This is a genomic window from Streptomyces sp. NPDC096013, from assembly GCF_044763565.1.
In the GTDB taxonomy this organism is placed as follows: Bacteria; Actinomycetota; Actinomycetes; order Streptomycetales; family Streptomycetaceae; genus Streptomyces.
The window spans coordinates 200,077-220,767 of the sequence record NZ_JBIWGK010000009.1 but is presented as its reverse complement, the minus strand read 5'-3'; the positions used below and the strand labels follow the sequence as shown (position 1 = coordinate 220,767).

At 71.7% G+C, this 20,691-nt stretch carries 21 protein-coding genes; 14 read left to right on the top strand and 7 right to left on the bottom strand.

Annotation, left to right across the window (positions count from 1 at the left end; genetic code table 11):
• Positions 1-84: 84 nt before the first annotated feature.
• Positions 85-2,202, bottom strand: a complete 2,118-nt coding sequence (locus tag ACIRB1_RS28805) for a prolyl oligopeptidase family serine peptidase (protein ID WP_352180774.1) — start codon at positions 2,200-2,202, stop codon at positions 85-87.
• 215 nt (positions 2,203-2,417) lie between these two features.
• Here ACIRB1_RS28805 and ACIRB1_RS28800 point away from each other — a divergent pair, with 215 nt between their 5' ends.
• The 8 genes from ACIRB1_RS28800 (at position 2,418) to ACIRB1_RS28765 (ending at position 10,265) form a co-directional block, all read left to right on the top strand.
• Positions 2,418-2,612 carry a hypothetical protein gene (locus ACIRB1_RS28800; protein ID WP_019058412.1) on the top strand — a complete coding sequence of 65 codons (195 nt, stop codon included), beginning with the start codon at positions 2,418-2,420 and terminating at the stop codon, positions 2,610-2,612.
• Positions 2,613-2,635: 23 nt separating this feature from the next.
• Entirely contained in the window at positions 2,636-3,535 is a 900-nt protein-coding gene (mshB, locus tag ACIRB1_RS28795) for an N-acetyl-1-D-myo-inositol-2-amino-2-deoxy-alpha-D-glucopyranoside deacetylase (protein WP_352180773.1), read from the top strand.
• Positions 3,535-3,951, top strand: a complete 417-nt coding sequence (locus ACIRB1_RS28790; protein ID WP_352180772.1) for a DUF6113 family protein — start codon at positions 3,535-3,537, stop codon at positions 3,949-3,951. Before mshB ends, ACIRB1_RS28790 begins: the two co-directional genes overlap by 1 nt.
• A gap of 150 nt (positions 3,952-4,101) precedes the next feature.
• Entirely contained in the window at positions 4,102-6,636 is a 2,535-nt protein-coding gene (locus ACIRB1_RS28785; RefSeq protein WP_403467488.1) for a hypothetical protein, read from the top strand.
• Positions 6,637-6,785: 149 nt separating this feature from the next.
• Positions 6,786-7,712 (top strand): ABC transporter ATP-binding protein, encoded by a 927-nt coding sequence (locus ACIRB1_RS28780; protein WP_352180770.1) that lies wholly within the window; start codon positions 6,786-6,788, stop codon positions 7,710-7,712.
• Positions 7,709-8,449, top strand: coding sequence for an ABC transporter permease (locus ACIRB1_RS28775; protein WP_352180769.1), 741 nt, complete (start codon positions 7,709-7,711; stop codon positions 8,447-8,449). Before ACIRB1_RS28780 ends, ACIRB1_RS28775 begins: the two co-directional genes overlap by 4 nt.
• Before the next feature lie 5 nt (positions 8,450-8,454).
• Positions 8,455-9,654, top strand: coding sequence for a histidine kinase (locus tag ACIRB1_RS28770; protein WP_352180950.1), 1,200 nt, complete (start codon positions 8,455-8,457; stop codon positions 9,652-9,654).
• Positions 9,651-10,265 carry a response regulator transcription factor gene (locus ACIRB1_RS28765; protein WP_352180768.1) on the top strand — a complete coding sequence of 205 codons (615 nt, stop codon included), beginning with the start codon at positions 9,651-9,653 and terminating at the stop codon, positions 10,263-10,265. Before ACIRB1_RS28770 ends, ACIRB1_RS28765 begins: the two co-directional genes overlap by 4 nt.
• Before the next feature lie 109 nt (positions 10,266-10,374).
• Here the strand turns inward: ACIRB1_RS28765 and ACIRB1_RS28760 are convergent, their stop codons facing one another.
• Together ACIRB1_RS28760 and ACIRB1_RS28755 are read right to left on the bottom strand one after the other, a co-directional pair.
• Complete coding sequence (locus ACIRB1_RS28760) at positions 10,375-11,241, bottom strand: tetratricopeptide repeat protein (RefSeq protein ID WP_403467487.1); 867 nt, start codon at positions 11,239-11,241, stop codon at positions 10,375-10,377.
• Positions 11,238-12,233: a GNAT family N-acetyltransferase gene (locus tag ACIRB1_RS28755; RefSeq protein ID WP_403467486.1), complete on the bottom strand. Its 996-nt coding sequence runs from the start codon at positions 12,231-12,233 to the stop codon at positions 11,238-11,240. The genes ACIRB1_RS28760 and ACIRB1_RS28755 overlap by 4 nt, the downstream gene beginning before the upstream one ends.
• Positions 12,234-12,373: 140 nt before the next feature.
• Here ACIRB1_RS28755 and fdxA point away from each other — a divergent pair, with 140 nt between their 5' ends.
• Together fdxA and ACIRB1_RS28745 are read left to right on the top strand one after the other, a co-directional pair.
• A complete protein-coding gene (fdxA, locus tag ACIRB1_RS28750; protein WP_019058397.1) occupies positions 12,374-12,694 on the top strand; it encodes a ferredoxin in 321 nt (106 codons plus the stop codon).
• 158 nt (positions 12,695-12,852) lie between these two features.
• Complete coding sequence (locus tag ACIRB1_RS28745; RefSeq protein WP_403467485.1) at positions 12,853-13,947, top strand: bifunctional succinyldiaminopimelate transaminase/glutamate-prephenate aminotransferase; 1,095 nt, start codon at positions 12,853-12,855, stop codon at positions 13,945-13,947.
• Between the two features lie 57 nt (positions 13,948-14,004).
• On the opposite strand, the gene ACIRB1_RS28740 is transcribed toward ACIRB1_RS28745, so the two are convergent.
• Together ACIRB1_RS28740 and ACIRB1_RS28735 are read right to left on the bottom strand one after the other, a co-directional pair.
• Complete coding sequence (locus tag ACIRB1_RS28740; protein ID WP_266772198.1) at positions 14,005-14,457, bottom strand: ATP-binding protein; 453 nt, start codon at positions 14,455-14,457, stop codon at positions 14,005-14,007.
• Positions 14,458-14,754: 297 nt separating this feature from the next.
• On the bottom strand, positions 14,755-15,723 hold the full coding sequence (locus ACIRB1_RS28735; protein ID WP_403467484.1) for a heavy metal transporter: 969 nt from the start codon (positions 15,721-15,723) through the stop codon (positions 14,755-14,757).
• Between the two features lie 85 nt (positions 15,724-15,808).
• Between ACIRB1_RS28735 and dapE the strand changes: the two genes are divergently transcribed.
• Together dapE and ACIRB1_RS28725 are read left to right on the top strand one after the other, a co-directional pair.
• The gene (gene dapE, locus ACIRB1_RS28730) at positions 15,809-16,888 is read left to right on the top strand and encodes a succinyl-diaminopimelate desuccinylase (RefSeq protein WP_403467483.1); all 1,080 of its coding nucleotides are present in this window, start codon (positions 15,809-15,811) and stop codon (positions 16,886-16,888) included.
• 77 nt (positions 16,889-16,965) lie between these two features.
• Positions 16,966-17,724 carry a TIGR00730 family Rossman fold protein gene (locus ACIRB1_RS28725; protein WP_352180762.1) on the top strand — a complete coding sequence of 253 codons (759 nt, stop codon included), beginning with the start codon at positions 16,966-16,968 and terminating at the stop codon, positions 17,722-17,724.
• Between the two features lie 73 nt (positions 17,725-17,797).
• Here ACIRB1_RS28725 and folP read toward each other — a convergent pair whose 3' ends face one another.
• Positions 17,798-18,658, bottom strand: coding sequence for a dihydropteroate synthase (folP, locus tag ACIRB1_RS28720; RefSeq protein WP_403467482.1), 861 nt, complete (start codon positions 18,656-18,658; stop codon positions 17,798-17,800).
• Between the two features lie 135 nt (positions 18,659-18,793).
• Between folP and ACIRB1_RS28715 the strand changes: the two genes are divergently transcribed.
• Both ACIRB1_RS28715 and ACIRB1_RS28710 read left to right on the top strand, forming a co-directional pair.
• Positions 18,794-19,144, top strand: a complete 351-nt coding sequence (locus tag ACIRB1_RS28715) for a DivIVA domain-containing protein (RefSeq protein WP_352180760.1) — start codon at positions 18,794-18,796, stop codon at positions 19,142-19,144.
• The gene (locus tag ACIRB1_RS28710) at positions 19,141-19,722 is read left to right on the top strand and encodes a DNA-3-methyladenine glycosylase I (protein ID WP_403467481.1); all 582 of its coding nucleotides are present in this window, start codon (positions 19,141-19,143) and stop codon (positions 19,720-19,722) included. The genes ACIRB1_RS28715 and ACIRB1_RS28710 overlap by 4 nt, the downstream gene beginning before the upstream one ends.
• Before the next feature lie 77 nt (positions 19,723-19,799).
• On the opposite strand, the gene ACIRB1_RS28705 is transcribed toward ACIRB1_RS28710, so the two are convergent.
• Entirely contained in the window at positions 19,800-20,603 is an 804-nt protein-coding gene (locus ACIRB1_RS28705; protein WP_352180758.1) for an enoyl-CoA hydratase-related protein, read from the bottom strand.
• Between the last annotated feature and the right edge of the window lie 88 nt (positions 20,604-20,691).

The window sequence follows — 20,691 nt, the reverse complement described above, 5'->3', positions numbered from 1 at the left end:
ACGAGTCAATCTGAATGACGTACGGCCGTGCGGGTGCCGTAAACGGACCGGGGCGCGCCATGTCGCCCCGGTCCGTTGCCGTGCCTAGACCAGGCCCAACGACCGCTTCAGGAAGTCCACTTGGAGCAGCAGCAGGTTCTCCGCGACCTGTTCCTGCGGGGTCATGTGGGTCACCCCGGACAGCGGGAGCACCTCGTGCGGGCGGCCGGCGGCCAGCAGCGCGGAGGACAGCCGCAGGGTGTGCGCGACCACCACGTTGTCGTCCGCGAGGCCGTGCACGACCATCAGGGGCCGCTGCGGGTCCGCGGGCGAGGACAGACCGCCGTCCGTCACCAGGCTGCTCCTCGCGTACGACTCCGGGTCCTTCGCCGGGTCGCCGAGGTACCGCTCCGTGTAGTGAGTGTCGTAGAGCCGCCAGTCGGTGACCGGGGCGCCCGCGATGCCCGCGTGGAAGACGTCCGGGCGGCGCAGCACGGCGAGTCCGGCGAGCCAACCCCCGTACGACCAGCCGCGGATGGCCACCCGGGAGAGGTCGAGCGGGTGGGACTTCGCGAGGTCCTGGAGGGCGTCGATCTGGTCGTCGAGGGAGACCGTGAAGTCGCGGTGGACGGCCTTCTCCCAGGCCGGTGAGCGGCCGGGGGTGCCGCGGCCGTCGGCGACGAGGACCGCGAAACCCTGGTCGGCGAACCACTGCGAAGTGAGGTGAGCGTTGTGCGCGGCGACCACCCGGGGGCCGTGCGGACCGCCGTAGGGGTCCAGCAGAACCGGAAGCGGGCCGCTGCCGTCGTAGTCCTGTGGCATAAGCAGGGCGCACGGGACGCGCCGTGCGCCCCCCTCGGTGAACGTGATGCGCGGGGAGAGACCGGGATCTTCGGCGTACGACGCGACCGGCACCGTCTTCTTGCCCTCGCGCAGCACCTGGACCCGCGTGCCCGGGCGGTCCGGCACCGCCGAGAGCAGCACGGTCACGCCCCCGGCGCGGACCGCCGTGTGCACACCGGGCTCCTGCGAGAGGCGCTCCAGGCCGAGTTCGCTGACGCGGTAGACGTGCACCTCGCCGGTCTCCGGATCGGGCGAGTCCTCGCCCGCCGACGCGGCGATCAGCACGTCGTCGTCGGACACGTCCAGCACCGCGCGGACGTGCAACTGCGGCCCTGTGAGCAGGCGTTCACCCACCGAGAGCACCCGGGCGCCGCCCTCGTCGGCGATCCGCACGAGCCGTCCCGAGGGGCTCCAGCACGGCACTCCAGGGAAAAGATCCAGCCAAACTGGATCTTCGTCGGCATGCACCATCCGGGTCGCCCCCGAGCCGGGCTCGACGGCGAGGAACAGCTGGCTGCGCTGGTCCCGGGCCTGCACGAGCAGCAGCGGCGCACCCGCCGCTGACCAGTGCACTCGCGCCAGATACGGGTACCGCGCCCGGTCCCAGGCGACCTCCGTGCGCGACCCGTCCAGGCCGATCACGTACAGCCGTACGTCCGCGTTGGCCGTGCCCGCCGCCGGGTACGCGACCTGCTGCGGCTCGCGCTCCGGGTGGGCCGGGTCGGCGATCCACCAGCGGCCCACCGGCGTGTCGTCGGCGCGTGCGACCAGCAGCCGGTCCGAGTCCGGAGACCACCAGAAGCCGCGCGTCCGGCTCATCTCCTCGGCCGCGATGAACTCGGCCAGCCCATAGGTGACCTGTTCCGACTCCGGTTCGGCGAGCGCCCGGTCGCCCTCGCCGTCGGCCCCCACGACCCGCAGGGCGCCGTCGGTGACGTAGGCGATGTGCCGTCCGTCGGGGGCCGGACGAGGGTCGATCACCGGTCCGGGGACCGGGAGTTCGCGTGCCGCGCCGGACTTCAGGTCCGTGCTGAAAAGCCGCCCTGACAAGGCGAAAGACGCCAGCTCGGCCTCGCTGTCGGTGGCGTAGCCGACGATCCCCGCACCGCCCTCGCGGGTGCGTTCGCGGCGGGCCCGCTCCTCGGGGGAGAGGTGCTCCGAGGCACCGCCCAGGAGGGCGCGCGGGTCGGCCGCCACGCGCTCCTCGCCGTCCGCCGGGGTGAGCACCCACAGGGCGTTCGCCCGGTCCGTGCCGGAGGGCGAGCGCAGGAACACGACCCGGGAACCGTCAGGTGACACGGTGAACGAGCGCGGCGCGCCGAGCGTGAACCGCTGGGTACGGGCGTGCCGTCGGGGGAAGGAGTCAGCCTCGGTCGTCATGCCCCGACCATATTGGCCATGCGCCCCCTTGTGCGGCTGTGCGCCGAGCGATGCGCGAGCGCGGATAGTTATGATCACTAGCGCTGCGTGGGTATGAACCTGCTGGCTCCTGTATGGATTTGCCGTACCGATTTGCTCCAGGGATCCACCCCATGGATCCGCTGCCCCCATAGTCCGACCCCCCTAGTCCCTGGGATCATTGGAGGTGAGCCGCCGTGGCACTCTCGATTTCGGCGGTGGTGCTGCTGGCGATCGTCGTCTTCCTTCTGGTCAAGAAATCAGGGCTGAAGGGCGGGCACGCGGTCGTCTGTGTCCTCCTCGGGTTCTATCTGGCCTCCTCGACCATCGCGCCCACGATCAGCGATCTGACGACGAACATCGCGAGCATGATCGGCAGCATCAAGTTCTGACGGCTCACCTTTAGGGTGGGCTCATGACGGAACTGCCCTCCCCCACCCGCCGGGCGGGGGGACCCCCATCGCGCGACGCTCGTCGTCTGCTGCTGGTGCACGCGCACCCGGACGACGAGTCGATCAACAACGGCGCGACGATGGCCAAGTACGCGGCCGAGGGTGCCCACGTGACGCTGGTCACGTGCACCCTCGGAGAGCGCGGCGAGGTCATCCCGCCCGCACTGCGGCATCTGTCGGGCACCGCGCTGGCCGAGGAGCGGGAGCGCGAGCTGACCGCCGCCATGAAGGCGCTCGGCGTCTCCGACCACCGCCTCCTGGGCGGCCCCGGCAGCTACCGCGACTCCGGGATGATGGGCACCCCGGACAACGACGACCCCGACTGCTTCTGGCAGGCCGACCTCGACGAGGCCGCCGGACACCTCGTCGAGGTGATCCGCGAGACCCGCCCGCAGGTCCTGATCACCTACGACCCCGACGGCGGCTACGGCCACCCGGACCACATCCAGGCCCACCGCGTCGCCATGCGGGCCGCCGAACTCGCCGCGGACGCCGGGCAGTCGATCGCCAAGGTCTACTGGAACCGCGTCCCCCGCACCGTCGTGGAGGCGGGCTTCGCGCGGCTGCGGGACGTGCTGCCGGAGCTGCCCTTCGCCGAAACGGCCGCCGTGGACGACGTGCCGGGAGTCGTGGACGACGGGCGGATCACCGCCGTGATCGACGGCACCGCGTACGCCGACGCCAAGACCGCGGCCATGCGCGCGCACGCCACGCAGATCGAAGTCGCCCCGGACGCACCGTACTTCGCGCTGTCGAACGACCTCGCGCAGCCGATCTTCCCCACCGAGTACTACGAGTTGGTCCGCGGGGAACCCGGTGGGTCGGCACCCGAGACCGATCTCTTCGAAGGGCTGGAGCTGTGATGAGCGCCCACAACGGCGGGAGCCTGCTCGCCCAGCCGCTGCAACGGCCGTCCGGGCTACGGGTGTTGGCCTACGCCGGGCTCTTCGTCCTCGGCGCGGTGGTCGGGGCGGCCGGGGCGCTGGTGCAGGCCGCGTGGTTCCCCGGCGGGCTGCTGCTCGCGCTCGGGGGAGCGGCCGGACTGTTCCTCGGCGGGGCGAGAGCGGCCGGGAGCAGAGGCGGTGCCGTGGCGCCCGCCGCCGGCTGGATGGTCGCCGTCATCCTGCTCACCGCGAGCCGTCCCGAGGGCGACTTCCTGTTCGGCGCGGGTGTCGGTTCCTATCTGTTCCTGCTCGGCGGGATGGTCGTAGCTGTGATGTGCGCCACGTTGGGTTTGGGGCGGCAACCAAGCAGCCCTGACGTCCGACTTGGCAAGTGACGTACCACTTCGCGGTGACGCGCGCGTGCGAGTCCGGTGTGGGTTTCCCCAGCGGCCGTGGGATACCGCCAAGAAGTGGCCAGTATGGTGGTGCGCGCCGCCGAGTCGCCCGTGGGTGTCGGGCGGCGGAGCCAACCGGGAGAACCTGCCTTGAGTCGTGAAACTGACACTCCGTCCTCCGGGCCCGACGGGCGCGGCGGAGCCGCCTACCCCTCGGGGACCCCGCCGTACGGGACGCCGGCGGCTTCCGACGACCGTACGGACGCGGGGCGTTCGGCCGCGCAGCCGGAGGAACGCAAGACCGAGACGACGCTGACGACCCGGATCCGGATCAACATCCCCGGTTCGCGGCCCATTCCGCCGGTCGTCGTGCGCACGCCCGTCGCGGACACCGAGTCCGGCGACGGCTCCACGACCGCCGAGGTGCAGCTGCCGAGTTCCGCGCTGCCCCAGCGCCCGGTCGAGCCGGGCGCCGAACTCGCCCTGCCCGCCGCCGAGGAGAAGACCAGCGACTGGTTCGCACCCCGCAAGTCCGGCCCCGCGAAGGGCGGCCAGGGCGGTGGCGGCACCAACGGCGCCGGGATTCCGGGCGGTTCGGCCGCGGGCAACCCGGGAGCACCGGCCGCCGGTGCGCCCGGCGTTCCGGGTGCGGGCCGGCCGAGCGCCGGTCGTCCCGGTGGTGTGGTCGGCGGCATGAACGTGACGGGCGCCGCCCGCCAGGCCGCCGCCAACGGCGGTACGAACGGCTCCGGCATCGGCGGTGCCACCGGGGCCGGACCCGTCGCCCCCGGGCACGGCGGCGGCACCGGGTCCTTCGACGTGACCGAGGCGTTGGCGGCGGGACCCCGCGCGAACGGCGGCCCGAACGGCGGCGGTCCCGGTGAACCCCGGCGCGACGACCTGCCGTACTTCTCCGACAACGGACAGCAGGCCGGTTTCCCCGGGCCCAACGGCCAGGGCGGTCAAGGGGGTTACCCCGAGCCGAACGGCCAGGGCGAGCTGGGCGGTTTCCCCGGGGGCAACGGTCCCGGCGGGCGGGCCGAGCAGTTCCCCGGCCCGAACGGACAGGGCATGGGCCCCGGCGGACCGGGCGCTCCCGGTGGCCCCGGTGGACCCAACGGTTTCAACGGCCCGAACGGGCGCGGCGGTCACGGCGGCCCCGAGGGCCCCGCGGGACCCACCGGCGGTCCGGTCACCGGCGACGGCCTCATGCTGCCGCCCGGCCCCACAGGCGGGGCACAGGGCGCGCCCGGCGCGCTGAGCGGCTACGCGGACGGGCCGGGGTCACCGGGCGGCATGAACGGCGCCGGCGGCCCCGGCGGACCGGGTGCCTCCACCGGCCGCCACGGCGGTCGCGGCAGGGGCCCGAACGGTCCCGACGGCGCCGCCAGTCAGACCACGCCCCCCGGCATCGGCCAGGGCGCCCCCGGCGGCGCGAGCCTCCCCGGCGGGATGATCCCCGGTGGCGGTCTCAGCGACGACACCGCGATCCTCACCCCGCAGAAACCGGCCCCCGAACCCGGTGGCCCCGGCTACGGCGCCCCCGCCGGCCAGGTCTCCGGACACACCGTCACCAGCGGTATGCCGGTCGTCCCCGGCAGCGGCACCTCGCCGTTCGCCCCGGGCACCCACCCGGACGGACCGCTGCCGCACACGCCCCCGAAGTCCGCCGAGCCCGGCGCGGCGCAGAGCGCGCCCGCCGGGAAGAACGCGGGCAAGAGCGCGAAGAAAAAGAAGAAGGGCCGCAGCAAGCTGGTCCTGCTCTGCGTCGGCGTGTTCGTCATCGCGGGCGGCGCCTACGGTGCCGGTCTGCTGATGAACCACACCGACGTGCCCAAGGGCACCACCGTGCTCGGCCTCGACATCGGTGGCGGCACACGGGACGACGCGGTCAAGAAGCTCGACGACGCGTTCGGCGACCGCGTGAACAAGCCGCTGAAGCTGTCGGTCGGCGGCAAGACGGTCTCGCTCAAGCCGGACCAGGCGGGCCTCCAGTTCGACACCACGGCGACGGTCAGCGCGGCCGCGACCAGCGACTACAACCCGGTCTCCGTGATCGGCTCGCTCTTCGGCCAGCACCGGGTCGTCGCCCCCGTCATGCCGGTCGACGAGGAGAAGCTCGCCGCCGCGCTCGGCGACCTCGGCGGCGGCTCCGGCTCCGGCGCGGTCACCGAGGGCACGATCCAGTTCACGTCAGGCAAGGCCGTCGCCGTCTACGGCAAGGCGGGCAAGGCCATCGACGCGGCCGCGTCCACGCAGGCCGTCGAGGAGGCGTACCGCAACGAGGTGGAGACCGGCACGGCCACCCCGGTGACCGTCCCGACGACCACCAAGCAGCCGACGGTCTCGAACGCCGAGGTCGACCGCGAGATGAAGGCGTTCGCGGAGCCCGCGATGTCCGCTTTCGTCACCGTCAAGACGGACACCGGGGTCTCCCTGCAGCTGAGCCCGAAGAACTCCCTGTGGAAGTTCCTCAAGGTGAAGGCGGTCAACGGCAAGCTGACCGACAGCCCCGACCTGAACGCCCTCCAGTCGCTCTACGGCAGCCTCTTCGACGGCGTGAAGATCACCCGGGCCACCGGCCAGAAGACGGCCGTCACCCCGCAGGACGTCTACGGCGCCCTGCGTCAGGCCCTGATCAGCAAGACGAACCGGGTCGGGACCATCGTCACGAACCCCAGCTAGCGCACGGCCACCGCACGAAGGGGCACCCGGCACAGCGCCGGGTGCCCCTTCGTCGTAGGCAAGCCGTCGGCGTACATGACATCTGTCATGCGGCACACCGGACCGCCGACACTGCCGGGCGGTGGCCCCTGGACGACACGATGGGTGGCATGACGACAACAGCGGGGGCCGCGACCACAGCGGTGGTCGGGTTCGATCAGGTGAGCAAGAGCTACGGCAAGGTCCGGGCCGTCGACGGGCTGTCGCTCGTGCTGCACCCGGGGGAGACGGTGGCCCTGCTCGGCCCGAACGGGGCCGGGAAGTCGACCACCCTGGATCTGCTGCTCGGCCTCAAGCAGGCCGACACCGGCAAGGTCGAGGTCTTCGGGACCAGCCCGCGGGAGGCCATCGTCGCCGGGCGGGTGGGCGCGATGCTGCAGAGCGGCGGGCTGATGGACGAGGTCACCGTCGGTGAACTGGTCAGGCTGGCCTGCGACTTGCACCCGAAGCCGTACAGGGTCGGCGATGTGATCGCCCGTGCGGGCATCGCGCAGATCGCCGACCGCAAGGTCAACAAGCTCTCCGGCGGCCAGGCCCAGCGGGTCCGCTTCGCCCTCGCGACGGCGGGCGACAGCGACCTGATCGTCCTCGACGAGCCGACCACCGGCATGGACGTCACCGCCCGCCAGGCCTTCTGGGCCACCATGCGCGAACAGGCCGACCAGGGCCGTACGGTCCTCTTCGCCACCCACTACCTCGAAGAGGCCGACGCGATCGCGGACCGCGTGCTGGTCCTGCACCGCGGCCGGCTCCTCGCGGACGGCACTGCCGCCGAGATCAAGGCGAAGGCGGGCGCGCGCAAGGTCGCCTTCGACCTGGAGGGCGAGATCGACGAGGCCCCGCTGCGGTCCCTCCCGTTCCTCACCGGCATCGACATAAGCGGCTCCACGATCCGCATCCAGTCCACCGACGCGGACGCGACCGTCCACGCGCTCTACGGCCTGGGCCTCTACCCCCGCAACCTCGAAGTCGCCGGGCTCGGCCTGGAGCAGGCCTTCGTCGCCATCACCGCCGCCGAGGAGGCCAAGCAGTCATGAACAGCCTGATCAGACTGGAACTCACCCGCGCCCTGCGGAACCGCAAGTTCCTCTTCTTCTCGGTGATCTACCCCTCGGCCCTGTTCCTGCTGATCGCGGGCAGCGCGGGCAGCACGGAGAAGATCGACGGCACGGGTCTGACGGTCGCCACCTACATGATGGTCTCGATGGCCTCCTTCGGCGCCCTGACCGCCGTCCTGATGGGCAACAGCGAGCGCATCGCGAAGGAGCGGGAGAGCGGCTGGGTACGGCAGTTGAGGCTCACCCCGCTGCCCGGGCGCGGCTATGTGATCGCGAAGACGGCCAGCGCCGCCGTGGTCAGCCTGCCCTCCATCGTCGTCGTGTTCATCGTCGCCGCGACCGTGAAGGACGTACGGCTGGACGCCTGGCAGTGGCTCGCGCTCACCGGCGCGATCTGGGCCGGCAGCCTGGTCTTCGCCGCGCTCGGGGTGGCCATCGGGTACATGGCGAGCGGTGACGCGGTCCGGCCGATCACGATGATCACCTACTTCGGTCTGTCGATGCTGGGCGGCCTGTGGATGCCCGCCACGACGTTCCCCGACTGGTTGCAGTCCATCGCCAAGTGGCTGCCCACGCACGCGTACGCTGCGCTGGGGCAGGCGATCGAGCAGAGCCGGTCGCCCCACGCCAAGGACATCACCCTCCTCCTCGTCTACTTCGCCCTCTTCGCGGGCGGGGCGGCCTGGCTGTACCGGAAGGACACGCTGAAGGCGTGAGCGCGATGACGGACGACGGCCCGGACGGGGCCGAGGTGCACCGGGCGATGCGCCTGGGGGAGCCCCCGCGGAACCTGGGGGAGGCCGTGCGCAAGCTGGTGTGGATCCTGCCCTGGCTGGTCTTCTTCAGCTCCCCGATCGACGACCTCCTCTCCGGCCACCACGGCTCCACGGCCACGGTGTTCGGCTGGATCGGCTTCGGCGCCTTCGTCGGCACGTACCTGGCCCTGGTCTTCCGGAACATGGGCCGGGCGTTCTCCGGCCCGGTGGTCGGTGTCCTGGTGGCAGGACTCGGGGCACTGGCCGTCGCCCTCTCCCTCACCCTCGGCCCGAACTGGCTCGGCCTCTTCGTCTACGTCTCCGTCGCCTGCGGTGTCACGCTCCCGATGCGGGCCGCGTACGTCACGATCCCGGCGACCACGGTCACGATGCTCCTGGTCGGTCTGCACGGCGGCGAGGACGACGCCTGGGGCCTGGTCCTGCTGGTGCTGCTGATCGGCTTCTCGATGACCGGCGTACGGGAACTGGTGCGCACGACGATCGAGTTGCGCAAGGCACGCGCCACGGTGGCCCAACTCGCGGCGAACGAGGAGCGGTTGCGCCTGGCCCGTGACCTGCACGACCTGCTGGGCCACTCCCTCTCCCTGATCACCCTGAAGAGCGAACTGGCCGGCCGGATGCTCCCCGACCACCCCGACAAGGCGGCCCAGCAGGTCGCCGACATCGAACAGGTCAGCCGCCAGGCCCTGGTGGACGTCCGCGAGGCCGTCACCGGCTACCGCCGCCCCCGCCTGGCCGGCGAACTGGCCGGAGCGCAGGTCGCGTTGACGGCGGCGGGAGTCGTCGCGGACCTCCCCGCCGAACCCGACCTGACGACGGTGCCCGAGGAGAGCGAATCGGCCCTCGCCTGGGCTTTGCGCGAGGCGATCACCAACGTCGTACGGCACAGCGGCGCCCAGCGCTGCGTGGTCGAACTGGTCCGCCGCCAGACCCTGGACGGCCCGATGCTGGAACTCTCCGTCGAGGACAACGGCTCGGGCGGCTCCGGCAAGGGGCCCGGCAACGGACTCACCGGCCTCACCGAGCGCCTGGAGAAGGCCGGCGGCAGCCTGGAGGCGACCCGTCTCAAACACGGCTTCCGGCTGGTGGCACGGGTGCCCGCGGGCGTACCGCTCGGCGCGACGGACGTAGGATCGCCCGCATGAGCCGTACGATCAAGGTCCTCCTCGCCGAGGACCAGTCGATGGTCCGCGAGGCACTGGCCGCCCTGCTCGGCCTGGAGGACGACATCGAGGTCGTCGCCCAAGTCGCCCGCGGCGACGAGGTGTTGGCAGCGGCACGGCAGCACACCGTGGACGTCGCCCTCCTCGACATCGAAATGCCCGGCTGCACCGGCATCGAGGCGGCGGCCCAGGTCCACAAGGCCCTCCCCGGGGTGAAGCTCGTCGTCCTGACGACCTTCGGCCGCCCCGGCTACCTCCGCAGCGCGATGGAGGCGGGAGCGGACGCCTTCCTGGTGAAGGACGCCCCGGCGGCCCAACTGGCGGCAGCGGTACGGAAGGTGCTCGCGGGGGAGCGGGTCATCGATCCCACCTTGGCCGCGGCGGCGCTGGCGGAGGGCGCCAACCCGTTGACCGACCGCGAGCGGGAGGTGCTGCGCGCGGCGGCGGACGGTTCCACGAATGCGGAGCTGGCGAAGGCCCTCCATCTGTCCCAGGGCACGGTCCGCAACTACCTGTCGACTGCGATCCAGAAGCTGGCGGTACGGAACAGGGCAGAGGCGGTAAGGATCGCAAGGGAAAAAGGCTGGCTGTAAAACACAGCCCAGCGGCATCCCCCTCAAGGGGCGCGGGGAACTGCGCGACCAGCCACAACGCGCCCGCGGACGCAAAACAACCAAAGCCCCAACGGCGAACGGGCGAAGGTCAGTTCAGCATTGCCCGAGCCGAAGAAGCCTGCCCCCGCACCCGGTCCGCCGCAGGTTCGTCCACGGCGGCCACCAGCTCGGCGTAGGCGTCCAGCTCGGCCGCCCCGGTGAGGAAATCCCCGCGCTGGACCAGCAGTTGAGCCCGCTCGTAGCGCAGCCGCGCCGGATGCGAAGGCAACAGCAACGCCAACTCCACGGCCCACAGGGCGACGTGAGACTGCTCGGGCCGGGCCGCCGCCCACGCCCGGATGTTGTTGAGTACCCGCACGACCACATCGAGGGGATCGGCGGGCTCCAGCATGGAGCGCCGCAGCGGAGCCCCCACCAGCGACTCCGCATCGCCCCCCGACAACACCCGCCCTCCGTCGAACGGATCGGCCAGCACCCGTTCGTCCCCCGCCCCGAACCCCACCACGAAATGCCCGGGCAACCCGACCCCGTACACCGGCGCTCCCGCCCGCCGCGCCACCTCCATCCACACCACGGACAACAGGATCGGCAACCCGCGCCGCCGCCGCAGCACCGCGTGCAGCAGCGACGACTCCAGCCGCTGATAGTCGCCCGGCGAGCCCCGGAACTCGAAGCGCACGCCCAGCAGCTGACGCACCGCGTCCGCCCAGGCCGAGGGTGCCCCCGGCCGGAACGGCACCTGCCCGGCGAGCCGGTCCAGCTCCACCTGCGCCGAGTCGATGCCCGCGTCGTCCAGCCCCCCGTCCGCCGCGGCCCCCACCAACAGACACAGCGTCGCGAGATCGGGCCGCTCGGACCGGGCCTCCTCGGCGAACAGCCGCCGTACCTCAGCAGCCCGTTCAGCCGAAGGAGGGCGGGGCGACGACGCGGCGAACTCGAAGCCGAACCCGTTCACGACGAGCCCTCGCGGTAGTGGTGGTAGGCGTGATGCGCGGAGAACCCCATCCCGGAGTACAGCGCCCGCGCCCCCGCGTTCTCCACCTCGACCTGCAACCACGCCGCCGAAGCCCCCTCCTCCAGCGCCCGCGAGGCCAGCGCGGCCATGACGACCGAGGCGAGCCCCCGCCGCCGTAGCGCCGGATCGACCTCGACGGCGGCGAAGCCGGCCCACCGGCCGTCGACGACACACCGCCCGATGGCCGCGGGTGCGTCACCCTCGCCGGGCACGGTCGCGAACCACACCGAGGGCCCGCTGCCCAGCACCTTCAGGGCCACCTCGCCGACGCCCTTGCGCTGGTACCGGGCGAGCCACGCCTCGTCGGCGGTCCGGGACAGGACGACCCCGGAGGCGTCGGCGCGGTCGGCGACGGGGGCCAGCGCCCCGGTCCACAGCTCGGCGGTGACCTCACGCGTCCAGCCACGCCGTTCGAGCTCGGCGCAGAGCAGCTCCTGCGTGCCTTCCGCCCCCGTCGCGGTCTGGACGTACGCGGGCAGCCCCCGTTCGGCGTACCACCGTCGTACGGCGGTCAGGGCCTCGTCGAGGGGCATGCCGGGATCACCGAGCGGGAGGGCGGAGTTGGCGCGCCGGGTGAAGCCGGCGGCGGCGCGCAGCTCCCACTCGCCGAGCCGTTCACTCTCCACCGGGCGCCACGCGCGCGAGGAGACATGGGCGAGTTCGGCGTAGGACGCGGAGGGTCCCCGGCGGCGCGCCGGGGCCGCCGGGACGACCTTGCCCGCCACCAGCGTGGATTCCGGAATGCGGACGGACTCACCCCCCTTACGTGTGATCGTCACCACACCGCTGTCCCATGATGTGAGAACACCCACCGTGTCGGTGAACTTCTCCGTCGTGTCTTCAGCGGCTGTCAAGCACCTGACGGACACCCGTTTGCCCACGTCAGCAGCAGTGATACGGACCTCAAGACGTCCGGCCGCAGAGATTTCCACAGGTCAGTTCACCCCTCCTGTATGGATCACGCCCCGGAACGGAGATACTAGGTGCGGGCATGGACGACGCCGCGCTCCAGCGCGCCTGGCGGCGGAGCCTACGGAGGCCCGCCAGCGCCCTATCGAGGAGGAACGACAGCGTGACCTACGTCATCGCGCAGCCTTGTGTCGACGTCAAGGACAAGGCGTGCATCGAGGAGTGCCCGGTCGACTGCATCTACGAGGGCTCACGGTCCTTGTACATCCACCCGGACGAATGCGTCGACTGTGGAGCCTGTGAGCCGGTCTGCCCGGTCGAGGCGATCTTCTACGAGGACGACACTCCCGAGGAGTGGAAGGACTACTACAAGGCGAACGTCGAGTTCTTCGACGAGCTCGGCTCCCCCGGCGGCGCCAGCAAGCTGGGACTGATCGAGCGCGACCACCCCTTCGTCGCCGCGCTGCCGCCGCAGAACCAGTAGAAGCGGCCCGCACAGACGCGCGCCGCCTCGGTCCCGTACGGCCTGATCACGTCCGATCAGCGCCCTACGGGGCCGAGGCGTTTGCCGTACCGCGGTCCGGCGACGGCTGTGCGGCGCGCACGTGCGGGGCGCACGCACCAGAAAGCGAGTCAGAGATCGTGTCCGCAGTCACCGACCGCCTGCCCACCTTCCCCTGGGACAAGCTGGAGCCGTACAAGAATACGGCCGCAGCGCACCCGGACGGCATCGTCGACCTGTCGGTCGGCACCCCGGTGGACCCGGTTCCCGAGCTGATCCAGAAAGCGCTGATCGCCGCGGCCGACTCGCCCGGCTATCCGACGGTCTGGGGCACACCGGCACTGCGTGACGCGATCACGGGCTGGGTGGAGCGCCGCCTCGGCGCCCGCGAGGTGACCCACCGCCACGTCCTCCCGATCGTCGGCTCCAAGGAACTCGTCGCCTGGCTCCCGACCCAGCTGGGCCTGGGCCCCGGCGACCGCGTGGCCTACCCGCGCCTCGCGTACCCGACGTACGAGGTCGGCGCCCGGCTGGCCCGCGCCGAGTACGAGACCTACGACGACCCCACGATCCTCGATCCCGAGGGCCTGAAGCTCCTCTGGCTGAACTCCCCGTCGAACCCGACCGGCAAGGTCCTCCCCAAGGAGGAGCTGACCCGGATCGTCGCCTGGGCCCGCGAGCACGGCATCCTGATCTTCTCCGACGAGTGCTACCTCGAACTGGGCTGGGAGGCCGACCCGGTCTCGGTCCTCCACCCGGACGTCAACGGCGGTTCCTACGACGGGATCGTCGCCGTCCACTCGCTCTCCAAGCGCTCGAACCTCGCCGGTTACCGCGCGGCCTTCCTCGCCGGTGACCCCGCGGTCCTCGCCCCGCTCCTGGAGATCCGCAAGCACGGCGGCATGATGACCTCGGCCCCCACCCAGGCGGCCGTGGTGGCGGCCCTCGGCGACGACTCCCACGTCCGGGAACAGCGCGAGCGCTATCTGACCCGCCGCACCGCCCTCCGCGAGGCCCTCGTCAAGCACGGCTTCCGCATCGAGCACAGCGAGGCGAGCCTGTACCTCTGGGCGACGAGGGACGAGTCCTGCTGGAAGACGGTCGCCCACCTGGCCGACCTGGGCATCCTCGTGGCCCCTGGCGACTTCTACGGAGAGGCCGGGGAGAACTTCGTCAGGGTGGCCCTGACGGCTACGGATGAGCGAGTCAGGGCGGCTGTCAACAGGCTGAGCTGAGGTGGAACCGAAAAAGGGGGTCCGGGGAATTCCCTGGACCCCCTCGACGCGGCCGGACTAGCCGAGCGGCAGCCCCTTCAGCGGCAGCTCCTGCGCGGTGGGCAGTCCACCCTTGGTCACCGCGTCGGTCGGCAACCCGCCACCCGCGGTCGCCGTCTTGGCCGTCTCACCGAGCAGACCCCCGGCCTGCCCGGCCGTGTCCCCGGCGACGTGCTGCGCAGCCGGCGCCACGGTCTTGGCAACCTTCCCGCCGGTCTTCCCCGCGGCCGGCACCGCCTTCTCCAGCGTCTGGCCACCGGACTTGCCGGCGACCCCCGTGACGTTCTGGCTCGCGCCGTCGACCGCGTTGCCGACGCTCGCCCCGTCCAGAGCGGTGAGCCCGCTCAGGTTCGGGGTGGCCGGCAGGGAGGGGGCCGCACTGGCGGAGCCGGCCACACCGACCCCGGCTGCCGCTCCCGCTGCGACGAGCAGCGCGGCACGGGCGATCCGGCGGGTCAGGGGGAGGGACATGATGCTCCTTGTGTTGATCTCCGGGCTCGGACGCAGTGACTACCGCTCGAAGCCCGCGAAGGTTGCGGAGCGGCAACGTAAAGAGTTGGCAATGCGTCGCATTATCAGCTACGGATAAAAACGGACAAAGAGCGCCCGGTGTGAAAGCCCGTCATCTGCTCACAGCCCTTTGTTTCCAAGGGCTTCGGCGCACGCCAGGGTGACCGCACGAAAACCTGAGCACACCCGGCCCCGGATCGACCGCGCATAACCCCTACGGGTGAGGACCCGTACGACTGCCCGGTCATCGCCGCGCGGCTACTTCCGCCCGGTCTGCCGCTCGGTCACTATCCGCACCCCGCCGGAGGCCTTCGTGGCGGTCGAGTGCCACGGGTCGTCCGCGCTGCCGGCGGCCCACTCGCGGCCCGCGTACGACACGCGCTCGATGTGCAGCACCGAGGAGTTGGCGACCGCCCAGTGCGCGAGCTGCCACCCGGTCCGCGTGCTGCCGGACCGCACGGGCAGCGTCACGGTGCTGCTCCCGCCGCCGGCGCTCGCGCCAGGGGACGGCGTGGACTCGGCCTTCGCCGCCGAGCCGTCCCCGGTCACCTCGGCGCCGGTCTCCTTGAGCACCGTGCGCCCGAAGTCCCGTACCAGCGCGGCCCGCACGGCGTCCGGGCCGGTGTTCGCCCGGGTGCTGTCCGGCAGGCCCTGGCAGGTCAGCGTGGCGGCCGCCTGACCGGTGAGCGCGGCGGACAGCAGCGTGGCCTCGGGCTCGTGCTTGGCGTACGCCTCCGGGTAGCCGCTGCGCTGCACGCGCTGGGCGGCGACGGTGAGGGGGAGCTGCTGGTAGTCGTTCACCTTGGCCAGGTGCTCGTAGAAGACGCCCGCCGCGTACGTCGGGTCCAGGATCTCCTTCTTCGTGCCCCAGCCCTGGGAGGGCCGCTGCTGGAACAGGCCGAGCGAATCCAGGTCGCCGTGCTCGATGTTGACGAGCTGCGACTCCTGGAGAGCCGTCGCGAGCGCGATCGTCACCGCCCGCTCGGGCATCCCGCGGCCGGTGCCGACGGCGGCGATCGTCGCCGCGTTCATCGTCTGCTCCTGCGAGAACTCGTACGCCTGGCCGTCGTCCTTGCCGGAGACCACCTTGCAGCCGGGCCCGCCCCGGCCGCCGGTGACGTACTGGACGAGCAGATAGCCCGCGACCGCGAGCAGCACCACGAACGCCGAGGAGAGCCGGAGGAGACGGCCGCGTCGACGCTTCTTGGGGGTGGGGGACTGCAGCATCCCCACAAGGTACTGGAGGCTCCTGTTACCGCTGCGCCGGGTGTGGACAACTTGTGCGCAGGCCGATCGCGTTAGGGTCGACGCCATGGCCGACACCGCACTTGACCTCACGCTGGACGCCGCACGGCTCACCGCGCAGCTCGTCGACTTCCCCTCGGAGAGCGGCAGCGAGAAGCCCCTCGCGGACGCGATCGAGACCGCCCTGCGCGCCCTGCCGCACCTGACGGTCGACCGGTACGGCAACAACGTCGTCGCCCGCACCGACCTCGGCCGTACCGAACGCGTCGTCCTGGCCGGTCACATCGACACCGTCCCGATCGCCGACAACGTCCCCTCACGCCTCGACGAGAACGGCGTCCTGTGGGGCTGCGGCACCTGCGACATGAAGTCCGGGGTGGCGGTCCAGCTCCGCATCGCCGCGACGGTCCCGGCCCCCAACCGCGACCTGACGTTCGTCTTCTACGACAACGAAGAGGTCGCCGCCCACCTCAACGGCCTCAAGCACGTCTCCGAGGCCCACCCCGACTGGCTGGAGGGCGACTTCGCGGTCCTCCTGGAGCCGACGGACGGTCAGGTCGAGGGCGGCTGCCAGGGCACGCTCCGGGTGTTCCTGAAGTTCAAGGGTGAACGAGCGCACTCCGCGCGCGCGTGGATGGGCTCCAACGCGATCCACGCGGCCTCCCGGGCACTGGCCAAGCTCGCCGCGTACGAGCCGCGCACGCCCGTGGTGGACGGCCTCCAGTTCCACGAGGGCCTCAACGCGGTGCGCGTCGAAGGGGGAGTGGCCACCAACGTCATCCCGGACGCGTGCACCCTGGTCGTCAACTTCCGCTACGCGCCCGACCGCAGCGAGGAGGAGGCGGAGGCATTCGTACGGGACTACTTCGCGGACTGCGGGGTGGACGAGTTCGTCGTGGACGACCACACCGGCGGCGCCCGTCCCGGCCTGACCCACCCGGCCGCCGCCGCCTTCATGGCTGCCGTCGGCGGCGAGGCCCGCCCCAAGTTCGGCTGGACCGACGTGGCCCGCTTCAGCGCGCTCGGCGTGCCCGCGGTGAACTACGGACCCGGCGCCCAGCTCCTCGCCCACAAGGTCGACGAGCGCGTCGAGGCGGCCCTGATCCCCGAGACGGAGCGACGGCTGCGGGACTGGCTCACCGCCTGACATCCGTATGTCCCCCCTCCGTAACCCGCGTAGACCTACGCTGAGGTACGAAACACCTGCAAGTGGAGGGAGCGCACATGGCTACAGGCAACCCCGAGGGCAAGCAGCAGCCACCGGAGGAGCAGCGCCTGGGACCGGTCCTCCGGCGGCGCGACCAGGTGACCGCGAGCACGACCGACCAGCGTCTCCTGGACGCGGGCGGCCCCTCGGACTGGGTCCACACGGACCCGTGGCGCGTCCTGCGGATCCAGTCGGAGTTCATCGAGGGCTTCGGCACCCTGGCCGAACTGCCGCCCGCGATCAGCGTGTTCGGCTCGGCCCGCACCAAGCCGGACTCACCGGAGTACGAAGCGGGCGTACGCCTCGGACGCGGCCTCGTGGAGGCCGGGTGGGCCGTGATCACCGGCGGCGGCCCCGGCGCCATGGAGGCGGCCAACAAGGGCGCCCTGGAGGCCAAGGGCATCTCCGTCGGCCTCGGCATCGAGCTGCCCTTCGAACAGGGGCTCAACGCGTACGTCGACATCGGGCTGAACTTCCGTTACTTCTTCGTCCGCAAGATGATGTTCGTCAAGTACGCCCAGGGCTTCGTGGTCCTCCCCGGCGGCCTCGGCACCCTCGACGAACTCTTCGAGGCACTCACCCTGGTGCAGACCCAGAAGGTCACCCGCTTCCCGATCGTCCTCTTCGGGAGCGAGTACTGGGGCGGCCTCGTCGACTGGCTGAAGAACACGCTGATCGCCCAGGGCAAGGCGTCGGAGAAGGACCTGCTTCTGTTCCACGTCACGGACGACGTGGAAGAGGCGGTGGCGCTGGTGTCGAAGGAAGCCGGCCGCTGACTCCGGTTTTCTGAATCCGGGCCCGCTTCCCCCAGCTCGTGGGAGGGGCCGGGGCGGCGGGGGCGAGGAACGCCTACGCCAGCCCCCGCCTCCCCACCGCCGGAGGCCGATGCCCGGCGATCGACGCCACCATGTCCAGCACCTGCCGAGTCTCCGCGACCTCGTGCACCCGGTACACCTGGGCCCCCAGCCACGCCGAGACCGCCGTGGTCGCGAGCGTCCCGACCACCCGCTCCTTGACCGGCTTGTCGAGCGTCTCGCCCACGAAGTCCTTGTTGGACAGCGAGACGAGCACGGGCCACCCCGTGCCGACCATCTCGCCGAGCCGCCGCGTCGCCTCCAGGCTGTGCCGCGTGTTCTTCCCGAAGTCATGCCCAGGGTCGATCAGAACGGACTCCCTGGGGACCCCGAGTTCCACGGCCCGCTCGGCGAGACCCAGGGTCACGCGCAGGATGTCGGCCATGACGTCGTCGTAGGCCACCCGGTGCGGCCGGGTACGGGGCTCCGCGCCCCCCGCGTGCGTGCACACCAGCCCCGCCCCGTACCGCGCGGCGACCTCCGCGAGCCGCGGGTCCACGCCGCCCCACGCGTCGTTCAGGAGATCCGCGCCGGCCTCGCAGACCGCCTCGCCGACCTCGTGCCGCCAGGTGTCGACGCTGATGATCACCTCAGGGAAGCGCCGCCGCACCTCGGCCACGAAACCGACCGTGCGCCGCGCCTCCTCCTCGGCGGTGACCTCCTCGCCGGGCCCGGCCTTCACCCCGCCGATGTCGATGATCGCGGCGCCCTCGGCCACCGCCTGCTCCACGCGCGCGAGGGCGGGCTCGTCGCGGAACGTGGCCCCCTGGTCGTAGAAGGAGTCCGGGGTCCGGTTCACGATCGCCATGATCACCGGCTCGTGCGTGTCGAATTCACGCCTGCCCAGCCTGAGCATCCCCTGTGACCTCTCCTAGTCCGTACCGGTCTTCAGCCGCCTGAGACCCTAACTGTCAGCGTCGCATGGCACGATCGGACCCTGACACATTCGGCTTCGGCACGTCCGACATCGACGCCCGTGGAGACCCCAGCGATGTTCATGTTCCTGTTCCTGGTCGTCGCGCTCGCCGTCGTGGTCGGCGCCGTGACGCTCTCGGTGATCGGCGGCGGCGACAGCGCCCCGCTGCCCGACGCCGCGCCCGAGCGCCTCGACGACGCGCTGCCCCCGGACCGGCCGGTGAACCACGCCGACATCGAGACCCTCCGCTTCCCGCTCGCCGCGCGCGGCTACCGCATGGCCGACGTCGACGACGCGCTGGGCCGCGTCGCCGCCGAACTTGCCGAGCGCGACGCCCGGATCGCCGACCTGGAGTCCGCCCTCGCGGGCGCCCAGGCCAGCGCCCACGTCTCCATGCGGAAGCCGGCGGAAGGCGGCCAGCAGTGAGCGACGGCGGGGCCGTGGCCGGTCCGGACGGCGCCCTGCGCTGCCCCTGGGCGCTGTCCACGGAGGACTACGTCGCGTACCACGACGAGGAGTGGGGCCGCCCGGTCCACGGCGACGACGCCCTCTACGAACGCCTCAGCCTGGAGGCCTTCCAGTCGGGCCTCTCCTGGATCACGATCCTGCGCCGCCGCGAGGGCTTCCGGGCGGCGTTCGCGGGCTTCAAGATCGCCGAGGTGGCGACCTTCACCGACACCGACCGCGAGCGCCTCCTCGCCGACGTGGGCATCATCCGCAACCGCCTCAAGATCGACGCGACGATCGCCAACGCGCGCGTACTGGCGGACTGGGCCCCGGGCGAGCTGGACGAGTTCATCTGGTCCCACGCCCCGAAGCCGGGCCCGGCCCCGAAAACGCTCGGGGACGTCCCGGCGGTGACGCCCGAGTCGACAGCCCTGTCGAAGGCCCTGAAGAAGCGGGGCCTGAAGTTCGTAGGGCCCACGACGGCGTACGCCCTGATGCAGGCGTGCGGGCTGGTCGACGACCACTTGCAGTCATGCGTGGCCAGGAGCGCCCTGTAGGGCGCGGGGCTGTCTCACTGTGCGGCTCCGCCGCGCGGGCGCGACCAGCCACGACGGACCCCCGGCCCTCGACGGCGCTACCGGCCCAGATACTTCGGCTTCTCCTTGTTGACGAAGGCCTGCACGGCGATCGCGTGGTCCTCCGACGCGCCCGCCCGGGACTGAAGTTCGTCCTCTTTCTGGAGCGTCTCCTCAAGGGTGTGCGTCAGCCCGTAGGCCACCGCTTCCTTGAGGGCCGCGTAGGCCACCGTCGGCCCGTCCGCCAGCTGCCGGGCGACTTTCTCCGCCTCGGCGTGCAACTCGCCCACCGGGACGAGCCGGTTGGCGATCCCGAGGTCGTACGCCTCCTGCGCCTTGACCGTGCGGGGGAACAGCAACAGGTCGGAGGCACGCCCGGGTCCGACGACCCGGGGCAGCGTCCACGAGATGCCGGAGTCCGCGGTCAGGGCGACCCCCGCGAAGGACGTGTTGAAGCCCGCCGTGTCCGCCACGACCCGGTAGTCCGCGGCCAGGGCGAGCCCGAAACCGGCGCCCGCGGCGACCCCGTTGACCCCGGCGACCACCGGCTTCGCCATCCCGGCCAGCGCCCGCACGATGGGGTTGTAGTGCTCCCTGACCGTGGTCATCGTGGCCCCGGTCCCGGCCTCCCGGTCCGATGCGAGCAGCGTGATGTGCTCCTTGAGGTCCTGGCCCACGCAGAACGCCCGCTCCCCGGCCGCGGTCAGCAGCACGGCCCGTACGGCACTGTCGTCCGCCGCGGCCTGGACCGCCTCCCGGAGGGCGACTTTGGTCGCGATGTTCAGCGCGTTCATCGCCTCGGGGCGGTTCAGCGTGATCGTCGCGAGTCCGTCGCTCACCTCGTAGAGCACGGTGTCGGCCATGGTGTGTCCCCTCCGGTGTCGAGGCTGGGCCCTACCGGTCGGTAGGCCCGGGTACCTAGGACAGCATGGCGGAGATCACGGTCCACGA

Excerpts from the sequence above, each read along its gene's own strand:
- ACIRB1_RS28780 (WP_352180770.1), top strand. The coding sequence starts at position 6,786 with ATGACGACAACAGCGGGGGCCGCGACCACAGCGGTGGTCGGGTTCGAT.
- ACIRB1_RS28765 (WP_352180768.1), top strand. The coding sequence starts at position 9,651 with ATGAGCCGTACGATCAAGGTCCTCCTCGCCGAGGACCAGTCGATGGTC.
- ACIRB1_RS28735 (WP_403467484.1), bottom strand. The coding sequence starts at position 15,723 with ATGCTGCAGTCCCCCACCCCCAAGAAGCGTCGACGCGGCCGTCTCCTC.
- ACIRB1_RS28740 (WP_266772198.1), bottom strand. The coding sequence starts at position 14,457 with ATGTCCCTCCCCCTGACCCGCCGGATCGCCCGTGCCGCGCTGCTCGTC.
- dapE (WP_403467483.1), top strand. The coding sequence starts at position 15,809 with ATGGCCGACACCGCACTTGACCTCACGCTGGACGCCGCACGGCTCACC.
- ACIRB1_RS28770 (WP_352180950.1), top strand. The coding sequence starts at position 8,455 with ATGACGGACGACGGCCCGGACGGGGCCGAGGTGCACCGGGCGATGCGC.
- ACIRB1_RS28715 (WP_352180760.1), top strand. The coding sequence starts at position 18,794 with ATGTTCATGTTCCTGTTCCTGGTCGTCGCGCTCGCCGTCGTGGTCGGC.
- ACIRB1_RS28775 (WP_352180769.1), top strand. The coding sequence starts at position 7,709 with ATGAACAGCCTGATCAGACTGGAACTCACCCGCGCCCTGCGGAACCGC.
- mshB (WP_352180773.1), top strand. The coding sequence starts at position 2,636 with ATGACGGAACTGCCCTCCCCCACCCGCCGGGCGGGGGGACCCCCATCG.
- ACIRB1_RS28790 (WP_352180772.1), top strand. The coding sequence starts at position 3,535 with ATGAGCGCCCACAACGGCGGGAGCCTGCTCGCCCAGCCGCTGCAACGG.
- ACIRB1_RS28705 (WP_352180758.1), bottom strand. The coding sequence starts at position 20,603 with ATGGCCGACACCGTGCTCTACGAGGTGAGCGACGGACTCGCGACGATC.
- ACIRB1_RS28725 (WP_352180762.1), top strand. The coding sequence starts at position 16,966 with ATGGCTACAGGCAACCCCGAGGGCAAGCAGCAGCCACCGGAGGAGCAG.
- folP (WP_403467482.1), bottom strand. The coding sequence starts at position 18,658 with ATGCTCAGGCTGGGCAGGCGTGAATTCGACACGCACGAGCCGGTGATC.
- ACIRB1_RS28805 (WP_352180774.1), bottom strand. The coding sequence starts at position 2,202 with ATGACGACCGAGGCTGACTCCTTCCCCCGACGGCACGCCCGTACCCAG.